Here is an 18,946-nt window from a genome sequence, read left to right on the forward strand (position 1 = left end):
GTCCGGACAAGGCCGTACACCGTGCGCCGGGTGCCCGCTCAGCAGGATGGCGCGAACGGGACGCCGGGAACGTGCAGTGTCCACTCCGCACGGGTGATGGGCGCGCCCGCCGTGCCGCAGACCCACCCGCTGACCGTTTCCGGCTCCGTCTCCCACAGCCGGACGGTGCTGTCCGCGCCCGCGCCGATCAGGGTGCGACCGTCGGGGCCGAACATGACCGCGTACACCGGCGCGGCCAGTCGGGTCAGGGTGGCGAGTGCGACCGGTCGCGTTCGCTCGGACACATCCCAGAGCCGAGCGGTGGCATCGGTGGCCGCCACGGCGAGCAGCCGCCCGTCGGGGCTGAACGCGACAGAGTAGACATGGCTTGTCGGGCCGCCGATCGGCGACCCCAGCGGGACCGGTCGCCTCGGGTCGGCCAGGTCCCAGAGCCGTACCGTCCGGTCGGCGCTGCCGGCGGCCAGGGTGCGCCCGTCCGGGCTGAAGCCGATCCCGTAGACGTATCCGGCGAAGCCGGTCAGCGGCGGCCCGAGGGGGCTCGGCCGGGCCGGATCGGTGACGTCCCAGAGCGTGACGGTGGCGTCGGTGCCGGCGATCGCGAGGGTGCGGCGGTCGGGGCTGAAGGCAACCGACAGCACCAGAGCGGGGCTGTTGCCGTCGATGGTTGCCAGCCGGCGGGGTCGGCGCGGGTCGGCGACCGACCAGAGGTGCACCCGGGTGTCGTCCCCGCCGGCGGCGAGCGTCGCGCCGTCCGGGCTGAACGCAAGTGTCTGCACCAGGGCGGTCGGGCCGGTCAGCGACGGCCCGAGCGCCGCCGGCCGTCCTGGATCGGTGAGGTCCCACAGGTGGACCGGGCCGGTACGGGTACCCACGGCGAGAAGCCGCCCGTCCGGGCTGATCGCCACGGTCCCGGCGAACGGGTCGCGGGCGGACGGGCTGCGCAGCGCGGTTCCGAGTGGAACGGGCCGGCGCGGGTCGGTGACCCGCCACAGCCGTACCGTCTGGTCCCGGCTGGCCGTGGCCAGGATCGACCGGTGCGGGTCGAGCGCTATGTTGAAGATCGCATCGGTGGCACCGTGCAGCGTCGGGCCGGGCAGCCGCCATCGCCGGACCATCGCATCGGTGCTGCCGGTCAGGATCGTCTCCGGGTCGGACCCGAAGGCGACGGTGGTGACCGGGGTCGGGTGTGGCACGGCGGGACCTGGGATGCCGCTGCCGACGTCCCAGGTGTGCAGAGAGTTGTCCGACGCGCCAGCAACCAGGGTGCCGCCGTCGGGGCTGAACGCCACGGCGTTCACCCAGCTCGACGGCCCGACGAGTGGCGCCCGGCGCGGTACGGGCCGGCGGGGGTCGGTGACGTCCCACAGCCGTACCGTGCGGTCCTCGCCACCGCTGGCGAGCGTACGGCCGTCCGGGCTGAATGCCACCGCGTAGACCTTGAGCGAGTGGCCGCGCGTGGGGGCGGCCGGTACGGGCCGGTGGGGACTGGTGACGTCCCACAGCCGTACGGTGCCGTCGGCGCTGCCGGCGGCGAGGGTGCGGCCGTCCGGGCTGAACGTCACGCTGTGCACGGCCGCGCCGGGGCCGGTCAGCCGGGTCAGCGGGCGGCTCCGGGCCGGGTCGCTGATGTCCCAGAGCCGGACCGTCCGGTCGGCGCTGCCGGCGGCCAGGATGCGCCCGTCCGGACTGAACGCCACCGAGTACACGGTGGACTCCGGGCCGGTGATCGGCTTTCCCTGGGGTACTGGCCGCGCCGGGTTGGTGACATCCCAGCGGTGGATCGAGGCGTCCTCCCCGGCCGCCGCCAACGTGCGCCCGTCGGGGCTGAGTGCCACGGTGAAGACCGCGCCGGTGGGACCGGTCAGCGCCGGTCCGGTGGATACCGGCACCAGGGCCGGCTCGGGCGCGGACCAGAGCCGTACGGTGCGGTCCAGGCCGCCTGCGGCGAGCAGGCCGGTGCGACGGTCGTACGCCACCGCCTGCACCGCGCCGGCGAATCCGGCCAGCCGGGTCGGCGCGGGGGTCACGGCCGCGTCGAGCAGACTGGACCGGGCCTCCACGGTCGGCGCGATCCGGTACGCGACCAAACTGAGCTGCGTGGCCAGGGCGGGATCGGAGTCGCGTAGCGTGTCGGCCCGGCCGGCGACCAGTCGGGAGATCGCCTGGTTGCGTTGGTCGACCGCGTCCCGCCGCTGCTCGCTGGCGACCGCCCGCTGCTGAAAGGCGTAACCGGTGAGCACACAGGTGGTCACGGCGAGCGCGGTCAGCGAGCCGACCAGTAGACGCAGCCGGCGCCCCCGACGCCGGGCGTGCCGGGCGCTGGCCGCCAGGAAGGAGGCGGTCGTCACGGAAAGTTCGTGGCGGTGGTCGGCTGCCCATTCCTGGGCGGCGGCCAGCCGGGCACCTCGGTAGAGGGCTGCCGGGTCGTCGCCCTCCCGGCGCCAGTTCAGTGCCGAGGTGCTGAGCCGCTGGCCGACCACCCGGCCGGCCCGGTCGGTGTCCAACCAGGCCCGCAGCGTTGGCCAGGCGGTCAGCAGTGCCTCGTGGCTGATCTCGACCGTGTCGGTGTCGGCGGTGATCAACCGCCGCGAGATGTACCGGTCGAGCACGTCCTCCAACTCGGCGGCCCGCTGTCCGTACTCGGCCAGCAGTTCGCCGGTGTCCACCCGGCATCGGGTGTCGGCGGTGTCGGTGGTGACGTGCACCAGCCGGAGGAACAGCCGGCGCGCCAACTCGCGCTGCGTCGGTACGAGTTCCTCGTACACCGCGTCCGCACTGGCCGCGATCGCACCGTCCAGTCCACCCACCTCGTGGTAGCTGGCGATGGTCATCCGGTTGCCGTGGGCGTTGCTCCAGGTGGCGTAGAGCGCGTGTGACAGCAGGGGCAGTACGCCGGCCCCGGACGTCGCCGCGCCGCGCGTGCCGCCGGATCCCACGTCGTGCAGGAGCAGTTCGACCAGGCCGTCCTCGATCTCGAGCCGTGCCTTGCGGGCCGGTTCGATGATCGCGGCCCGCAGTTCGTCGCTGCCCATCGGCCCCACCGTGAGCTGACCGTCCTGCAGGGCGGCCAGCAGCTTCGGGACACGCAGCGCGTGGGCGTAGAAGTCCGCGCGCAACCCGACCGCGACCAGCGCTCCGGCCGCGCCGCTGCCGAGCGCGCAGAGGGCGTCGACGAAGAGGTCACGCTCGTCGGCGACCTCCGGAGCGAACACCTCCTCGAACTGGTCGACCACGACCAGCAGGCGGCGGTGCCCGGCGCCGTCGGCCACCCGGGCGGCGTACTCCGTGCACCGGGCCGGGTCGGCCCGGATCGCCGCAGCGACCTCGGTCGGGGGCAGGACGAGCAGCTCGGCCAGCCGCTCGGCCAGGACCTCGACCGGCGCGGAGCCGGGTGTGCAGAGGATCAGCGGCCATCGGGACGAGCCGGGCAGGGCGTCCGAGCGCAGTCGGGGGATGAGGCCGGCGCGCAACAACGAGGACTTCCCCGAGCCGGAGGCACCCACGATCACCTGTACGGCGCCGCCGGTCGCGTCCAGCGCGGCCAGCCGGTCCAGCAGCCGCGTGGTGAGGGCGTCCCGGCCGAAGAACCATTCGGCGTCCTCGGGTTGGAAGGACGCCAGCCCTCGGTACGGCTCGGGGCCTGCCGGCCGGGGTCCGGGAGCCTGCCGCACCCGGCGCCACGCCCGCAGCCACTCGCCGACGAGCGCGTCGTCGGCGACCTTGCAGGTGCGCAGGACCCGGACCAGTGCGTCCCGGGAGGAGAGCGACGGCAGGCCGCGACCGGCGAACCAGTCGCCGACAGTGGCGCTACCGACCCCGACCCGGCTGGCGACGGTACGTACCGTGAGGCCCGCCTGTTCCCGCAGGGTGGCCAGCCCTTCCGCGAACTGGGCCCGGGTCCGGATCTCGGCGGGGTTCGGCTGATCCGGATCCGGGCGGAAATCGGTCATCGGGCTTCTCCGTCGGCCGGCGGTACGCGACAGTAGCCGTGAGGTTACCCAACGCATGCCACGAGTGGCTTGTCGGTCAGCCGTGGGTGGTGGCCCCGGAGGTGGTGAGCACGACGACACCGACGACGATCAGCACGATCCCGCCGATCGCGGTGAGGTTGAGGTGCTCGCCGTAGACGAGGGCGGCGATGACGGCCACCCCGGCGGTGCCGACGCCGGACCAGACCGCGTACACGACGCCGACATTGAGGGTGCGCAGCGCGTACGCCATCAGCGTGAACGAGGCGACGTAGCCGATGACGACCGCCGTGATGTTCAGGGGGCGGATGGCACCGGCGGTGCCCCGCAGTGCGAGGGTCGCGGCGACCTCCGAGACGATCGCCACCGCGACCAGGAACCAGGCCATCAAGGAGCCTCCTCGATCAGCGCGCTCAGCGTCGCGTACACCCGTTCGTGGAGGCCGGGTGGTGGTGGCGCCAGGTCGACCAGTTGGGCGAGCCACCAGCCGTCGACCGCCAGCCGGACTGTGGTGGCGACGGCGGGATCGATGCCGTCGTTCTCCAGCCGTCGCTGCCAGGCCTGGTGGGCCCTACGGAGTGGGACGAGGGCGGCGGGATCGACGAGGGCGGCGGCGAACAGCGCGACCGTGGTCCGGCCGGTGGCGGTGTCGGCGGCCCGCAGCGTCCAGCAGCTTGTTCCGGGTGTCCGTCACCCGATCACTGTACCGGCCAGCCGGTACAGCCCGACGTGTTTCACCCGGGCGGCCGGCAGTCGCTCCTCTGGCGCGTGCCGGGAGTTCCGACGGCGGGACTCCGCTGGTCGATGGACCGCCGGCACCCACCCCGAATATTGTGTAGATCAATCGGATGTCGTGAGTTTGCCGGATCGACGTGGAGCGGCACTGTGCCATGCGGCTGGTCCGGAAGGGCGGTTTGATGTGGAGGACTGGCGATGGAGTCATCCCGCGCGGTGACGGTTCGGGTGCCGGGGTCGAAGTCGGTGACGGCTCGGGCGCTGTTCGTGGCGGCGTTGGCGAACGGCACGAGCCGCCTGATCGCACCGCTGGAGTCGGCCGATACGGTGGCGTTCGCCAACGGACTCGCCGCGTTGGGCTTCGGATTCGAACGGACGCCTGAGGGGTGGGACGTCACCGGCGATCCGGCCGGGCCGTCCACCGAGGCGGCGACGGTGTGGTGTCACGACGCCGGTACCGCGGCGCGGTTCCTGCCAGCGCTGGCATCGCTCGGAACCGGCCGGTTCGTCGTCGATGCCAGTGCGCAGATGCGCGCCCGGCCGATGGGGCCACTACTGCGGGCGCTACGCGCACTGGACGTGCAGGTGCACGCCGCGGCGGGGGACCGGCTGCCGTTGCGCATCGACGCCGACCGCGTGGCCGGCGGCGCCGTGCAGGTGGACGCCGGCACCTCCAGCCAGTTCCTGAGCGCACTGTGCCTGATGGGCCCGGGCACCCGGAACGGTCTGACTATCGAGGTCCTGGACGAGGTGTCGGTGCCGTACGTGGAACTGACCCTCGCGATGATGCGCGAGTTCGGTGCGCACGCCACGCGTGAAGGATCGCGGATCACCATCGCCCCGGGTGGATATGAGGCACGGGAGTACGTCGTCGAGCCGGACGCCTCCACCGCCTCGTACTTCTTCGCTGCGGCCGCGGTGACCGGCAATACCGTGACCGCGCTCGGTCTCGGGCGCGGCACGAGGCAGGGTGACCTGCGCTTTGCCACCGAAGTGCTCCCCGCGATGGGTTGCGAGGTGAGGGTGGAGGACGACCGGACCACCGTGACGGGCCCGGCACGCCTACGCAGCCCCGGTGAGGTGGTCATGCGCGACATCAGCGACACGATGATGACCCTGGCCGCGATCGCCCCGTTCGCCGACGACCCGGTCAGGATCACCGACATCGGAAACTGCCGCGTCAAGGAGTCAGATCGCATCGAGGCGATGGCCACGGCGCTGGGCGCGTGCGGCATCAGCACCGACACCGGGCCCGACTGGTTGGAGATCAACCCCGGTCGGCCGCACCCAGCACTGATACAGACCCGGGCGGACCATCGCATCGCGATGAGCATGAGCGTTCTTGGTCTGCGTACGCCGGGCGTCCGCTTCGACGATCCCGACTGCGTACGCAAGACCTTCCCCGACTTCCACCAGGAGTTCGGCCACCTGCAGGCGACCTGGCGGCGGGGCTGATCGGAGCAGCGCCGTGTCCGTCCGGAGCCCCCGGCACTCGCGCGGCAGTTGCGGTCGACCGTCGGACCCTCGTCAGGTTCGTGTCCGGAACGGGGCAAGGGTGGTCCGGATCTGGTCGGCCGCGCCCCAGTCGTCGTCGAACTGCGCCAGGACGGCGAGGTGCTGGCGCAGCTGGACAATCGGCATGCGGGTGCGCCAGTCGCTGTCGAGGGAGGTCAGCTCCGCGTACACCTCGAAGAACCGTTGCGCCTCGGGCGGGGGCGAGGTGGACCACACGTGCGCGAGGTCGACCTCGGCCCACATGTAGGAGACCGCCGGGTCGATCACCGCGGGCTGCCCGTCCGGGGTGGCCAGGACGTTCTGTGCCCACAGGTCGCCGTGCGTCAGGCATGCCGGCCGGTCCGGCAGCAGGTCGGGCAGCCGGTGACACAGCCGCTCCAGCGCCGCCCGGTCGCTGCGGTCGAGTGCCGCCTCCACGCGGGGCTGCCCCAGCCAACGAAGCAGTCGATGCTGTGCGAAGAACGCAAAGCCGTCGTCATCCCAGGTATTGCTCTGCCGGCGGCGGCCCAGCCAGTTGTCGCGGTGCCATCCGAAGCGCGGATGGGTCGTGCTCAGGTGCAGGTGGGCGAGTGCGTGCGCGAACTGCTCCCAGAAGGTTTCGCTGCGCGGCCTCGGCCTCAGCACCGACAACACGAGCAGTTCCCGGTCCGCCAGAATCACCTCGGGGGTCGCCACGCCGCCGATCTCCCGCAGGGCGGCCAGCCCTTCGGCCTCCGCGACGAAGACGTCGTCGGCCGGCGCGTCCGCGAAGGCCTTGACGAACACCGACGGCGAGTCATGGCGGGTGGCTATGCCCGCGAGCGCCGCGACCCCACCCGTCGCCGGCTCCACCGCGACGACGTCGCGCATTCCGGCCCGAAGCAGGCACTCCAACAGGAACGTTGCCGAGCGCATCACGACAGGCTCCTCCTCGTCCGGGTGCATGTTCGCAAGATCCTAGGTGCCCGAGAGGGGGCTACCCGCCGTACGTTCGACGCCGAGGCGATGGCGCCGATCTAGGAAAGGTCGATGACCAGGTCGGCGGTTGCGACGCCGATCTCGCCGTCGTACCCGTCGCCGGCCGCGGCCCTGGCAGCCGCCGGATCCGTGCCGGGCCAGAGGTGGGTCAGTAGTAGGTGTCTGACGCCGGCCTCCGCGGCCTGCCGACCCACCTGCCGGGCGCTCGACAGGTAGCGCCGCGAGTCCTCCGGTACCTGATCCACGTGGGTAGCCTCGGCGAGCAGCAGGTCAGCGTCGCGTGCCAGTTCCACCACGTCCGGGCTTGGGCCGCTGTCACCGGTGTACGCGAGTACCCGGTCGCCCGCGGCCAGTCGTACGCCGGCATTGGGCACCCAGTGCGGCAGCAGGCGGGTCTGGGCGCGGAACGGACCGATGTCGAGGCCGTCACCGACGTTGATCTCGCGTATGGCGTAGGCGCCGGCCAGCGTCTCGGGGCGGTCCAACGCCAGCACCGCGTCCAGGGCGCCAGGCAGCGCGTACACCGGTAGTGGCGTCGGCGGATCATCGCGCATCGCTCGGGCCCGGAGCAGCGGGTTCAGGTCGGCACAATGATCGGGATGTCCATGGCTGATGAAGACCGCGTCGACCTGGTCCGCGGCGACCCGTTCCAGCAGCCGCGGCATGGTCGCGTAGCCGAGGTCGACGAGGAGTCGGAACCCGTCGTACTCCAGAAGGTAGCCGCTGCATGCCTGGCCCGCCTCCGGCCAAGCGCCGCACCCGCCAAGAACCGTGAGCCGCATTCGAAGACCGTATCGGCCGGGGCCGTCAAGTTCCACCAAACCGCAGCGTATTGCCGGACCGTTTCCTGCCTCGCGCGACGGTCGCTGAGGTAGTCCGGGCAACGCGGCGAACCCCGCCTTGTCATGCCAAAACAGTGCGCCGGTCGAGTACCTTGGCTCGATCGTCGCGCCCGGTTCGGCGCGACGATCGAGTATCTCGTTGCTGACGGTCTCGGCGTCGCTTCCTCGTGGCGACTAATTGGGTGGGGTGTGCCGGGTGCTCCCGCGACGACGGTGCGGAAGACCCCTGAGTGCGAGAAGGGCCGCCGGGATGATGGTCAGGTGCATCGCCGAGAGGGCCACGGTGCTGGTGGTGTCGAATCCGGCGGGGATCGTCATCACGGCGATGGTGGCCACGGCGAGCACGGGGGCGACGACCCGTGCGATGGGGATGACCTTCGGCCACTTGCGGGAAAGCACCGCGACCAGCGTCAGGCCGAAGCCCAACGGTACGAGCGACATGAACGTGATCGAGACCCAGTCGACCTGTGTGGTTGTGCCATTCTGCGGATAGGTGAAGGCCCCGCCGAGAGCGCGGCCGACGGCGTAGATGGCCAGGTTGATGATGAGCAGGCCGGCGAGCGCGGCGGCGACCAACGCCGGTCGGCCGGCGTTCGTCCTGGCGCGGGCGGGCGGTCGTGCCGTGGCCTGAGCGGTTCCGACATCGGTCACGATCGACGGTCCCGCGCCAGGAAGGAGGCGAGGCCGTCGAGGATGCCCCGGGTGCCCTCCTCGCGGCCTTCTACCGAGTCCAGGCCGTCGAAGTGGACGCCCTGTTCGGTGTACGTCATGAGGGTGGCGTCGCCGCCGGGCTCGAGGGCGATGGTGGTGAGGGATGTGGACAGGTGCTGGTCGTCGACCCACATGTCATAGGTGAAGACGATGCGGCGCTGGTCGACGATGTCGGTGTAGACGGACTCGAAGCGCGACCGTGGCCCGCCGTGCCACCGACCCTCCTCGATGCCTCGGCCGCCGACGCGGAAGTCGTGTGTCTTGTGCTCGACCTCGAACGTCGGCCCACCGCCGAACCACTGGTCTCGTGCGGCGTTGTCGGACAGGGCGTGCCAGAGTTCGGCCAGGGGCACCGGATAGCTGCGCTCGATGACGAAGGTGGCGTGCGTCTGGCTGCGTTCGATTGTGTCGTTCATGTCGTCTCCTTGTTCGTGGGTGGATCGAGGAAGGCGGCGAGCCGGTCGAGGCGACGCTCGGCGGGCAGACGCTGCCTGCTGATCCATTCGGCGGCCGGGCTGAGCGCGTCGGCGTTGAGCTGGTACGTCCGGACCCGGCCGACTTTGCTGGATGACACGATCCCGGCGGCTTCGAGCACGCCGAGGTGCTGGACCACGGTGGGCAGGGCCATGTCGAACGGGCGGGCGAGTTCGCTCACCGACGCCGGGCCGCGCGTCAGCCGCTCCACCATCGCGCGGCGACTGGCGTCGCCGAGGGCGTGGAACATCCGGTCGAGCCCATCCTGATACTTAGGCACATGGCTAAGTATCAGGATGGGCTCCGAGCCTGTCAAACCGGTCCGCGTGAAGCTCACGCCCGAGGGGGTACGAGGAGCACCAGCGGCGGGTACGCGACAACCAGCGCCGCCCCGGCCACTGGCAGGCCTTCGTCCGGACGAGCCGCACCTCACACGAATCCGCCCGCCGGCGACCACATTCGGACACCTAGCGGACCCAGCATCCTCAACTGCCGCAGAGTGCGTGTGCAGCGATGCCCCGGTGTGATGGCAGGATCTTCCGGATGGAGAGCGTTCTGCTGTCGGGTGCCGCCACGCTCCTCGGCGAGGCTCGTCGGGTCGTCGTCTTCACAGGCGCCGGGATCTCGGCCGAGAGCGGGGTGCCGACCTTCCGGGACGATCTCACTGGACTGTGGGCTCGCTTCGACGCGCAGCGGCTCGCCACCCTGGAGGCGTTTCACTCCGATCCGGACCTGGTCTGGGGCTGGTACGAGTGGCGGCGCGCCCGGGTGCGCCGGGCTCGTCCCAATCCCGGGCACGTGGCCACGGCTGCCATCGAGTCCCTGGTCCCGGACAGCATGGTCATCACCCAGAACGTCGATGACCTGCACGAGCGGGCCGGTTCTCGGGCTCCGGTCCATTTGCACGGCAGCCTCTTCGCACCCCGCTGCATAGCGGAAGCCGCCCACCCGGCGCCCTTTCCGGGCACAGCGGACGACGAGGCCGCCGATCCGGGAGAAGGTCGTCGGTTGCCACCGCCCCGTTGTACGCGCTGCGGAGCACTCGTCCGTCCGGGCGTGGTGTGGTTCGGTGAGGCACTGCCCGAGGCGGCGTTGGCCTCGGCCGTCAAAGCCGCCGCCGCCTGCGACGTGCTGCTGACAGTCGGCACCGCCGGCGTTGTGTACCCGGCAGCCGAGATACCTCGGATCGCGGCAGACTCCGGCGCCACCGTGATCCAGGTCAACCCGGAGCCGACACCACTCGACATGATCTGCGCCACCAACCTGCGTGGACCCGCGGCCCAGATCCTCCCAGCCCTGGTCGCGGCCGCGTGGGATGTCCCCGAGAAGAAATGATCGCGACTGTACGACGTCACTTGCCAGGGCAATGCCCTCGATGGCGGGCGGGGGGATCGAATCATTCCCGCCTCTTGCCCGGCAACCGGTCACGTGCTGACCGCAACAGGCGCCTCCGTCGCCGTGGCCGGCAGTTCGCGCGTGCTCCGCAGCGGGGAGAACAGCGCGGGCAGGAACGCGGCGGTCATTCCTGCCGCGCCGATCCACAACAGGGTGGACGCGCCGAGCAGGCCACCGAGTGCACCGCCAGGTAGGCCCGCGTAGCCAGCTCCTGGCGACCGATGTCCGGACCTGCCGCAGAGTACGCGCGGCGGCGGGCTCCGCACGGCTCACAGAGCGTCGAGCGTACGGCTGGGGCGGCGCCCGATGATGCGATCCGCGTGCCCCGGTATGGCAACGACGAGAGTCGGCGAACCGTGCCGGCCCTGTGCGGGATCACCTGAGGGCGCCGGATGTGCCACGATGGAGGGATGGGCTTTTGAACCGCCGGCCGAGTTGGCGGAAGCTGAGCAGGCAACAGCGGTACCGGTTGCCAATCGACCAGGTGCCGCGCGCCGACGTCGAGCTGGATCCGCTGGCCGTCGATCGGTTCGGCCGGTTCATCGCCATGGTGCAGGAACGGGCTCCCGGTCACGTCTGCCCCATCTACATCGACGTGCTGCTCCGGCCCGCGGGTCCGGAAGCGGTGACCGCCTGGACGCCGCCGTCCGAGCGGATCCGCGGAACTCTCGTCGGCCGCCTGACCGGTCCCGCCGTTCCCGCGTACGCGGCCGTGCTGGCCGGTCTCGCCCGCGACCAGGCGCCGATGGCCAGTTTCACGGCGCATCAGCTGGCGCCGGGCCGGTACACCGCCTTCGTCGAAGGTTGGCCGCCGGACTGAGCCGGTCGACCGCGGCGACCGCGGCACTTCTGGGAGCGCAGCAGCAGCGATGACGCCGGGCGCGCCAGCGGCGACGATCCGCCCGAGTAGTTGTCTCATTCACCCACGCCCATGCCTGGTCGAGGCGACAACACCGCATCTGAGACCGACCGATGAGCGGCTGCGCGCTGGGGCTCGCAGTCCCGTCGAGTTCGCGTCGGAGTGGAGGGTTGCTGGCGCCGCGTACCCTGACGTCACGCATCGCTTCACGTTCAGACGCTGGAGTTGCCATGTCGTTCACCGCTGCTGTTCGTTCGGCGCTCTCCCAGTATGTCGGGTTCGGAGGACGGGCTCGCCGTGCCGAATACTGGTGGTTCTTCCTCTTCCTGATCCTCGTCGGCATCGTGACCTCGATCCTCGATGCCGCGCTGGGCACCGACTTCAAAGGATCAGGTGTGTCTGACGGCCTCCTGAGCCTGATCGCCAACCTGGCGCTCTTCCTGCCGGCGCTGGCGCTCGCCGTGCGTCGCTTGCACGACACCGACCGTTCCGGCTGGTGGGTTCTGATCGGGCTGATCCCGCTTGTCGGTGCGATTGTCCTGCTGGTGTTCTTCGTGCAGGACGGCACGCCCGGTCCGAACCGTTTTGGTCCCAGCCCGAAGTACGACGTCGCGCCCGGCCAGGCGACCTGACGCTGATGCCCCGGTGTCAGGGGTAGCTGCTGGCGTCAGCATCTGGTGCAGACACGTCGCGCGCTCTCGCGGAAGGCCGTACCGGCATCGCGGATGCTCATCAAGCCTGCCTGTACCTGCTGTCCGGCGGTGTGACCGAGGCTGATGATGGCCGCCACCAGCCAGGTCGGGGGCGTGTCGCGGTGGAACTCGCCTGATCGTTGCCCCCGACGGATGAGCGAGTCGAGTCGCTCGGTGATCGGCAGATGCCGTTCGTGATCTTCCTGCGGGTTCGCGCTGGCCACGGCGGGGCTGAGCAGGATCGGGTACCGGTGGAGAAGCGTCCAACTGGCATCCGTCCACCGGTCCAGGGCGTCAGCGGCGGTACCGCTTTCGAGATCCACCGCGTCGAAGATTGCCACCACCTCGGTGGTGATTCGATCGACGATGGCTTGGAGCAGGGCGTCGCGCGACGCGAAGTGGGCGTAGACGGTCTGACGGGCGACGCCTGCCTCGGCTGCGATCTCCTCCATGCTCGCCTCGGGTCGCCTGCCCAACAGGTTGATGGCGGCGTCGAGGGTCACGACGATGCTTCGTTCGGCGTCGGCACGCCGTCGTCGTGCTCGCGGCTTGGGCAACTCGGACACGGTTGTCAAGGCTACCTGCCTGGCTTACATTGGACAGCAGTGTCAGAGTTAACTGTTCTGCGATGGGAGCGACGCGGCATGTCCACTGAAGAAGGTCTGCCCGGCCGCAATCTCGGCGCGTACCTCACTGGTTATCCGGTCGAGGTCGCCTTCGGTGCGGACGACGCTGCCGAGGTCTTCGACCGCTACCACACGCCCGACTTCGTGCTCTACAACGACGGGACGCCACTCGACCGCGAGAAGCTCCTTGCGCATGTGCGGCCCGCCCGCCGAAGGGCCACCAGCGTGCATATCGAACTGCACGAGACCTTGGTGTCTGGTGACCGCGTGGCGGCCCGCTACATCCTGACCGCGGTGATGGTCAAGGGAACTGTCATCGCCACCGAGATCTACATGTTCGGCCAGCTGGCCGAAGATGGGCGACTGCGACGGATCGACCAGCTGACTCGCCTGGTTCCGGCGCCCGCGGTGGCGACAGGCCCGGCCGTGCTACCACCACGATGACCGCGTACGGCCCCCGGTGACATCGTCAGGCGGCTCTACGCCACACGCGTTGATCTGCCGCCGACCGTGCGCGCGATCCCGACGATCCGGCAGCGGGGCGCGGGTCAGGCTGCCCCGGCGGGTGTTGGGCACTATCGTTCTCGCGTGCACATCCGTTTCGACGTCCCAGCCGATCCCGCCTACCCGGGCAGGGTGGCCGCTGTGCTCAGCGGCGTTCGGCTGCGCAAGTACGGTTACATCGGCGCGGTGCTGGCGGCCGTCGGGGCGATCGGGTTCGCGGTCTCGCGGGGGTTCGCGTGGGGCGACCGGGTCTCGCCACTATGCATGGCGATGGTCGTGGCTGGCCTGCTGTCGATGCTGTACTCGCCATGGGTGAGATTGCGTGCCCGACGCCGCTCCGGTCGCTACGCTGTCGAGGGCGCCTACGACATCACCGACGACAACATCATGATGCGCAGTGGCTCGGAGTCCGGCGGCATCGCCTGGGACGGGGTCGCCGAGGTAAGGGACACCCCTGAGTTCTGGATCGTGTATGTCGGCCGGATGCCGGCGACCGTCATCCCACGCCGCTTGATGTCCGCCGAGGACGCCGAGACCCTGCGAGCCTATATGGCCGAACGTGGGCTGCTCCAGTCACGGTGAGCCCATTGCCGCAATCCGAGCCCTGTACAGCGTTATGAACGTGACGGGGTTGCTGGCCGCACCGGCTTCGGCCCGATGATGGGTCGATAACCCGATCATGCGGAGTCGCGCAGCACCAGTCTCGTAGGAAGGATAAGGGACGCGGTTTCCCGCCCCGCGATCAATTCCGTGAGCACTCGGGTCATCTCCTTGCCCAGGGACTGGATCGATTGATGAACCGTGGTCAATGGCGGATCGGTACGTTCGGCTATTCCTAGATCGTCGAAGCCCACGACCGCCACGTCCGCCGGCACGGACCGGCCGGCCTCGCTCAGCGCGCGCAGGGCCCCGGCGGCCATGTTGTCGCTGGCAGCGAACACGGCATCAAGATCAGGGTGGTTGTCGAGCAGCGTTTTCATCGCCGCGGCGCCGCTGGCCTCGGTGAAGTCGCCTTCGGCCATACCGTACGGAGTCAGGCCCGCCATGACCATCGCCTCACGGTAACCGCGGTAGCGGGCGGTGCCGGCCTCGGTGCCCAGCTCGCCAGTGATCGTGACGATACGGGTTCGACCGAGGCCGAGGAGATGCTCGGTGGCGAGCCGGGCCCCGCCCAGGTTGTCGGAGTCGACGTACCACTGCGGCGTGAAATGCAACGGCCGACCGCCGTACACGGCCGGCAGTCCGGCCCGGCGCACAATGTGGGCCAGCGGGTCGTCCCCGCGTAGCGCCATCAGCATGATGCCGTCGACGCCCCGCGTGTTCAGTAGGTTCGTGAGCCGGGAGCGGCCCCGACCGGAGCTGGCCAGACACAGCAACAGGTGTAGGTCGGTCTCCTCGAGCGCCGAGGAGACACCGACGATGACCTGGCCGAAGAACGGGTCGGCGAACAACTCAGGATCGTCGTGGGAGATGGCGAGGGCGACGATTCCGGTCTGCCGGGTGGCCAGCGCCCGAGCGGTGCGGTTGGGCAGGTACCCCAGTTCCTTGATGGCCCTCTCGACGGCGTCGCGGGTGGCGCGACTGACGTGCGGTGCCTTGTTGAGGACCCGCGACGCGGCAGAGCGTGACACACCGGCGCGTGCGGCCACCTCATCGAGCGTGGGCTGGCGCCGAGTCGTGTCTGTTGCCATCTGATGCCGCGTCCTTCCTGCCTGCCGTGGGAGACAGGCCGGCGACGGGGCACCCGGCGTGGCTCCGTCGGCGCCAACCCGGCGACCGGCCGTGCTGACGACTCCGACAGATGGTATCGGCCTCCGAAGACCAAGGTCGACACGGTCACGCCAGGCGCGGACGTTGGTTCGCGCTCGCGCGTCGCACCGCCCGAGTCCGACACTGCTGCCCCAACCGGTGCCACAGCCTGGAAGCGGTTCCAGCATCGTCCACGAGAGGACGATGCGACAGGTCCAGGAACTCATGGACAACCTTGACTTTTGCTTGTCACATGCTCAACATTAAATCGATGTAGATAGATGGCCGCTACTGGAAGCGCTTCCAGTAAGCCCGACCTCAGGCCCGTAGGAGTTTCCGAGCGCCGCACCCCGCGACGTCGCAGAGCACCGACCGCAACGCGGCGCTCGGACAGTGGAGATCGGTCCGTCCACTCCGGGATCCGGACGCCCGCTCAGAGCACGTCCCCCTGCCGGTCACCTGATCGCGCTCCGGTAGGGAGTGGATGAGGCGAACGTGTTCTGACCACGTCACGATGGCGCGTTCGAGATTGGAGGAACCGCACATCCAGGCACTCGGCACCAGTTCATGCCGATGCACTTCTCAACCCTCTGGGAGACTCGCGATGAAACGACCCGCCCGTCCGCTGCTCGCGCTTGGTGTCGCGCTGGCGGTGGCGATCCCGACGACCCTGTTTGGCTCGTCGGCCGCCCACGCCGATCCGATCAGCCAGACCAGCGGCTTCTACGTCAACCCGCGCTCCAGTCCCGCGTCCTGGGTCGCAGCCAACCCTGGCGACGGACGCGCCAACGCGATCAGAACCGAGATCGCCCAAAGACCGATGGCCTCCTGGTTCGGCAACTGGAGTGGCGACATCACCGCTGCGGTCGGCAACTACGTCGCGGCCGCGGACGCCGTCGACAAGCTCCCCCTGCTGGTGGCCTACAACCTCCCCGGCAGAGACGCCTGCGGCGGACACTCCGGTGGTGGTGCCGGAAGCGTCGCTGCCTACGACGCGTGGATCGCAGCCTTCGCCGGCGCCATCGGTAACCGGCCCGCGGTGGTGGCCCTCGAACCAGACTCACTGGGCGACTTCAACTGTATGTCCCAGGCGCAGATCAACGACCGCGTCGGCATGCTCGCCCGCGCCGCCAACCAGTTCCGTTCCAAAGCGCCCAACACCTGGGCCTACCTCGACGCCGGCAATCCCGGCTGGGTCGACGCTCGGACTATGGCGCAACGGCTCAACATGGCCGGGGTCGCCAACGCGCACGGCTTCGCGCTCAACGTCTCCAACTACTTCACCACCGGTGAGAACACCAACTACGGCAACGCGGTCGCGTCCGCGCTGCGTAGCAACTTCGGGTACACCAAGCCCTACGTGATCGACACCAGCCGGAACCGTAACGGCTCCAATGGTCAGTGGTGCAACCCGGGCGGCCGCAGGATCGGCACACCGACCCAGACCGGCGGCGGTGCCGAGATGCTGCTGTGGCTCAAGACGCCGGGGGAGTCCGACGGCAACTGCGGGGTCGGAGCCGGATCCAGCGCCGGGCAATTCCTACCCGAGGTCGCCTACAAGATGATCTTTGGGTATTGAGCTGGGCGACGCGCGACGCTCACCAAGTGAGCCGGTTCGCCGGCGTGCGGACGAGCGAAAGTGCCCCTCCCGCAAGAGGAACGGCGTCGACTCACCGGAACTCTTGCGGGAGGGGCACTTGACGTAGCCGGAAACCGAGCCGGTACGGCGACGCACGAGGCGTTGTGCCTTCCGCCCACCATGCGGAACTCCGCCTCCGTTGCCAGCGATCTCTACCCTCGCTGTCATGGCCGACGAGAGAAACGTCTCCACCCGTGGCTTCGTGATCTCGATCTTCGTCATCGCCGCGCTGCTCTGTTGTGGCGTTCCGATCGGCGGTGGCTACCTGTACCTCAAAGACTCACGGGACGAGCCCGGCATCCGCGCCGCCGGCGAGGCGTATCTCACCGCCGCGGTCGAAGGCGAGAACACTGCCGCCTACGACCTCCTCTGCGAATCCGACCGCCGCAAGCTCTCGCGGGCAACCTGGAAGCCCGTCGTCGAGCGCCGCGCCGCCCCGACCGGCTTCCGAATCACCGACGTCACCATCACCCGGCCGAGCGAGACTCCCACCCAACGGGTAGTCACCGCTCAGATCAGCTATTCGGGTCAGCCGGACACCGAGGTGAATCTCTACGTCAAGAAGCAGGACGGCGCATGGAAGATATGTGGTCCGCCGTTGCTGTAGGGCGGCAAGTTTCGAAGTTCCTGCCGGCAGTGGCAGTCGTTCCCCCTGGCCCTTCGCCGATGGCGTCGCCTGGAACAGGGTTGATATGCGCAGGGCGGACTCCCTGGTCTGCGGAGGACATCGGAACGCCCGCCGCCAAGAGTCCGCCCTGCGGATCCGCATCTGCCGTTCTGACGGCTCAATGCGACATCGTCTACCCGGTTCGGAGACCGGCGACGTCACCCGACCGCGGGCCACCGGCTCCGCTCGGTGTGACTAGAACTGCGCGAAGAACCGCCACACCTCTCCCTTGGTCCAGGTCCTGGCGCCGCTGTCACCGCCCCCGTCCACCGGGCCGGGGGTGTGACCTCCGTCGAAGGCGCCCCACTGCACCGGATACCCGGCCCGGCACCCCGAGTAGACGGTGGTGACGTGGGTACGGCTACCCGCGGCCGGCTCGCGCGGACTCTGTGGGGTGCAGCCGTTGTTGCTGACGAACCTGTCCCGCAGCGACCGCCCGTTCGCGATACTGTCCGAAATCCCATGGATTCCGAAGTACGCGATTGGCTGGGTACCGCCACTGCATCCGCTGAGCAGTCCGGGGGCACCAAAAACCGTGACGGCCCGGAAGACGGTCGCCCGGGCGCAGGCCAGTGCGTAGCTCATGGAGCCGCCGTAGCTGAAGCCGAGGGCGAAGCGTTGCGTCGTGTTGACGCAGAGGTCGTTCTCGATTCGGCGGATCATGTCGTCGACGAAGGTGATGTCCTCGCCGCCGGAGTTGGCCCAGCCGTTGTCGATGCCCTGGGGCGCGACCAGGATGGCGCTGTTGTTCGACTGCTCCTGCTGTCCGTAGTAGGACCAGGCCGCCCCGTCGGTTCCGCCCGAGGAGATATCGTTGGCGGTGCCGCCCCACCAGTGGAAGGCGAACATCAACCGGTACGGATTGCTGTTGTTGTAGTTGGCGGGGATCCGCAGGATGAAGCTACGGTTCTTGCCGTTGCTCTGGATCGTGTGCGAACCGCTGCCCAGCGTCGGGGCCTTGCCGCACCCCGCGCTCGAACTGCCACTCGGCGGCGGCGTCGTGGGGCCGCCCGTCGGCGGCGGCGTCGTGGGGCCGCCCCCGCCGACGGGGATCAACTGCCACTGCTGGTTGGTGCCGTTCAGGTCGGCGTACTGAACGATGTTCGCCCCGTCCGCAGTCGAGGCGCCCTGCACCTCCACCACCCTGCTGCTGTTCCGGTTGATCAGCCGTACCCGACCCCCGTCGGAGTCGGCCAGCCGGAACTGCTGATTGGTGCCATTGTGGTCGGACCACTGGACGATCGCCCCACCGTCGGCGGTCGACGCGTTCGACACGTCCAGGACCTTGCCGGAATGCCGCGACTTGACCCGGTAGTAGCCGCCGCCGGAGTCCACGAACTGCCACTGCTGGTTGGCCCCGTCGTTGCGGGTCCACTGACTGATCCGCGCACCGTCGTTGGTGGCCAGGTTGTACACGTCCAAGGCCTTGCCGCTGTTGCGGTTGACCAGCACATACCAGGCGTTCGTATCCACCGTCGCCGCGGCCGCCGGCGCGTTGTCCACCGCGGTGAGCGTACCGGCCGTCAGTAGCGCCGCGCCCACCGCAGCCAATGCCGACCACCAGCGCCGTCTGGGGGGAGAGTCTGGACGAGCCTCACCGTTCATTGATTCGC

Annotated in this window: 18 protein-coding genes and 1 pseudogene; 8 read left to right on the forward strand and 11 right to left on the reverse strand. The window is 69.7% G+C overall.

What is annotated here, in order from left to right:
* Positions 1-38: 38 nt before the first annotated feature.
* The 3 genes from I0C86_RS23815 to I0C86_RS45515 form a co-directional block, all read right to left on the reverse strand.
* Positions 39-3,950, reverse strand: coding sequence for an nSTAND1 domain-containing NTPase (locus I0C86_RS23815; protein ID WP_196203501.1), 3,912 nt, complete (start codon positions 3,948-3,950; stop codon positions 39-41).
* A 76-nt stretch (positions 3,951-4,026) separates the two neighbouring features.
* Positions 4,027-4,356, reverse strand: a complete 330-nt coding sequence (locus I0C86_RS23820; protein WP_196203502.1) for a DMT family transporter — start codon at positions 4,354-4,356, stop codon at positions 4,027-4,029.
* Complete coding sequence (locus tag I0C86_RS45515; RefSeq protein ID WP_196203543.1) at positions 4,356-4,631, reverse strand: hypothetical protein; 276 nt, start codon at positions 4,629-4,631, stop codon at positions 4,356-4,358. Before I0C86_RS45515 ends, I0C86_RS23820 begins: the two co-directional genes overlap by 1 nt.
* A 270-nt stretch (positions 4,632-4,901) precedes the next feature.
* Between I0C86_RS45515 and aroA the strand changes: the two genes are divergently transcribed.
* Positions 4,902-6,158: a 3-phosphoshikimate 1-carboxyvinyltransferase gene (aroA, locus tag I0C86_RS23830; protein WP_196203503.1), complete on the forward strand. Its 1,257-nt coding sequence runs from the start codon at positions 4,902-4,904 to the stop codon at positions 6,156-6,158.
* A 72-nt stretch (positions 6,159-6,230) separates the two neighbouring features.
* On the opposite strand, the gene I0C86_RS23835 is transcribed toward aroA, so the two are convergent.
* From I0C86_RS23835 to I0C86_RS23855, 5 genes are all read right to left on the reverse strand, one after another.
* Positions 6,231-7,112, reverse strand: a complete 882-nt coding sequence (locus tag I0C86_RS23835) for a fructosamine kinase family protein (protein WP_196203544.1) — start codon at positions 7,110-7,112, stop codon at positions 6,231-6,233.
* A gap of 101 nt (positions 7,113-7,213) precedes the next feature.
* Positions 7,214-7,957, reverse strand: a complete 744-nt coding sequence (locus I0C86_RS23840; protein WP_196203504.1) for an MBL fold metallo-hydrolase — start codon at positions 7,955-7,957, stop codon at positions 7,214-7,216.
* Positions 7,958-8,191: 234 nt separating this feature from the next.
* A complete protein-coding gene (locus I0C86_RS23845; protein ID WP_196203505.1) occupies positions 8,192-8,668 on the reverse strand; it encodes a DUF6069 family protein in 477 nt (158 codons plus the stop codon).
* Positions 8,665-9,144 (reverse strand): SRPBCC family protein, encoded by a 480-nt coding sequence (locus I0C86_RS23850; RefSeq protein ID WP_196203506.1) that lies wholly within the window; start codon positions 9,142-9,144, stop codon positions 8,665-8,667. Before I0C86_RS23850 ends, I0C86_RS23845 begins: the two co-directional genes overlap by 4 nt.
* A complete protein-coding gene (locus tag I0C86_RS23855; RefSeq protein WP_323373812.1) occupies positions 9,141-9,482 on the reverse strand; it encodes an ArsR/SmtB family transcription factor in 342 nt (113 codons plus the stop codon). The genes I0C86_RS23850 and I0C86_RS23855 overlap by 4 nt, the downstream gene beginning before the upstream one ends.
* 263 nt (positions 9,483-9,745) lie before the next feature.
* Here I0C86_RS23855 and I0C86_RS23860 point away from each other — a divergent pair, with 263 nt between their 5' ends.
* From I0C86_RS23860 to I0C86_RS23870, 3 genes are all read left to right on the forward strand, one after another.
* The gene (locus I0C86_RS23860; protein WP_196203507.1) at positions 9,746-10,537 is read left to right on the forward strand and encodes an NAD-dependent protein deacylase; all 792 of its coding nucleotides are present in this window, start codon (positions 9,746-9,748) and stop codon (positions 10,535-10,537) included.
* Between the two features lie 478 nt (positions 10,538-11,015).
* The gene (locus I0C86_RS23865) at positions 11,016-11,417 is read left to right on the forward strand and encodes a hypothetical protein (protein WP_230394656.1); all 402 of its coding nucleotides are present in this window, start codon (positions 11,016-11,018) and stop codon (positions 11,415-11,417) included.
* Between the two features lie 269 nt (positions 11,418-11,686).
* Entirely contained in the window at positions 11,687-12,088 is a 402-nt protein-coding gene (locus I0C86_RS23870; protein ID WP_196203509.1) for a DUF805 domain-containing protein, read from the forward strand.
* Between the two features lie 35 nt (positions 12,089-12,123).
* On the opposite strand, the gene I0C86_RS23875 is transcribed toward I0C86_RS23870, so the two are convergent.
* The gene (locus I0C86_RS23875; RefSeq protein WP_323373813.1) at positions 12,124-12,714 is read right to left on the reverse strand and encodes a TetR/AcrR family transcriptional regulator; all 591 of its coding nucleotides are present in this window, start codon (positions 12,712-12,714) and stop codon (positions 12,124-12,126) included.
* Between the two features lie 78 nt (positions 12,715-12,792).
* Between I0C86_RS23875 and I0C86_RS23880 the strand changes: the two genes are divergently transcribed.
* Positions 12,793-13,218 (forward strand): nuclear transport factor 2 family protein, encoded by a 426-nt coding sequence (locus tag I0C86_RS23880; RefSeq protein ID WP_196203510.1) that lies wholly within the window; start codon positions 12,793-12,795, stop codon positions 13,216-13,218.
* A gap of 144 nt (positions 13,219-13,362) precedes the next feature.
* Positions 13,363-13,860, forward strand: a complete 498-nt coding sequence (locus tag I0C86_RS23885) for a YcxB family protein (RefSeq protein ID WP_196203511.1) — start codon at positions 13,363-13,365, stop codon at positions 13,858-13,860.
* Positions 13,861-13,955: 95 nt separating this feature from the next.
* On the opposite strand, the gene I0C86_RS23890 is transcribed toward I0C86_RS23885, so the two are convergent.
* On the reverse strand, positions 13,956-14,969 hold the full coding sequence (locus I0C86_RS23890) for a LacI family DNA-binding transcriptional regulator (RefSeq protein ID WP_196203512.1): 1,014 nt from the start codon (positions 14,967-14,969) through the stop codon (positions 13,956-13,958).
* A gap of 662 nt (positions 14,970-15,631) precedes the next feature.
* On the opposite strand from I0C86_RS23890, the gene I0C86_RS23895 reads away from it, so the two are divergent.
* Together I0C86_RS23895 and I0C86_RS23900 are read left to right on the forward strand one after the other, a co-directional pair.
* Entirely contained in the window at positions 15,632-16,606 is a 975-nt protein-coding gene (locus tag I0C86_RS23895; protein ID WP_196203513.1) for a glycoside hydrolase family 6 protein, read from the forward strand.
* Positions 16,607-16,832: 226 nt separating this feature from the next.
* Positions 16,833-17,273 (forward strand): Rv0361 family membrane protein, encoded by a 441-nt coding sequence (locus I0C86_RS23900; RefSeq protein WP_196203514.1) that lies wholly within the window; start codon positions 16,833-16,835, stop codon positions 17,271-17,273.
* A 258-nt stretch (positions 17,274-17,531) separates the two neighbouring features.
* Here I0C86_RS23900 and I0C86_RS23905 read toward each other — a convergent pair.
* Positions 17,532-18,938 (reverse strand): annotated as a pseudogene (locus tag I0C86_RS23905) (RICIN domain-containing protein); the annotation flags it as partial.
* Positions 18,939-18,946 lie beyond the last annotated feature (8 nt).

The organism is Plantactinospora alkalitolerans, from assembly GCF_015690345.1.
In the GTDB taxonomy this organism is placed as follows: Bacteria; Actinomycetota; Actinomycetes; order Mycobacteriales; family Micromonosporaceae; genus Plantactinospora; species Plantactinospora alkalitolerans.

Excerpts from the sequence above, each read along its gene's own strand:
- aroA (WP_196203503.1), top strand. The coding sequence starts at position 4,902 with ATGGAGTCATCCCGCGCGGTGACGGTTCGGGTGCCGGGGTCGAAGTCG.
- I0C86_RS23820 (WP_196203502.1), bottom strand. The coding sequence starts at position 4,356 with ATGGCCTGGTTCCTGGTCGCGGTGGCGATCGTCTCGGAGGTCGCCGCG.
- I0C86_RS23870 (WP_196203509.1), top strand. The coding sequence starts at position 11,687 with ATGTCGTTCACCGCTGCTGTTCGTTCGGCGCTCTCCCAGTATGTCGGG.
- I0C86_RS23860 (WP_196203507.1), top strand. The coding sequence starts at position 9,746 with ATGGAGAGCGTTCTGCTGTCGGGTGCCGCCACGCTCCTCGGCGAGGCT.
- I0C86_RS23895 (WP_196203513.1), top strand. The coding sequence starts at position 15,632 with ATGAAACGACCCGCCCGTCCGCTGCTCGCGCTTGGTGTCGCGCTGGCG.
- I0C86_RS23890 (WP_196203512.1), bottom strand. The coding sequence starts at position 14,969 with ATGGCAACAGACACGACTCGGCGCCAGCCCACGCTCGATGAGGTGGCC.
- I0C86_RS23880 (WP_196203510.1), top strand. The coding sequence starts at position 12,793 with ATGTCCACTGAAGAAGGTCTGCCCGGCCGCAATCTCGGCGCGTACCTC.
- I0C86_RS23900 (WP_196203514.1), top strand. The coding sequence starts at position 16,833 with ATGGCCGACGAGAGAAACGTCTCCACCCGTGGCTTCGTGATCTCGATC.
- I0C86_RS23850 (WP_196203506.1), bottom strand. The coding sequence starts at position 9,144 with ATGAACGACACAATCGAACGCAGCCAGACGCACGCCACCTTCGTCATC.
- I0C86_RS23840 (WP_196203504.1), bottom strand. The coding sequence starts at position 7,957 with ATGCGGCTCACGGTTCTTGGCGGGTGCGGCGCTTGGCCGGAGGCGGGC.
- I0C86_RS23835 (WP_196203544.1), bottom strand. The coding sequence starts at position 7,112 with ATGCGCTCGGCAACGTTCCTGTTGGAGTGCCTGCTTCGGGCCGGAATG.
- I0C86_RS23815 (WP_196203501.1), bottom strand. The coding sequence starts at position 3,950 with ATGACCGATTTCCGCCCGGATCCGGATCAGCCGAACCCCGCCGAGATC.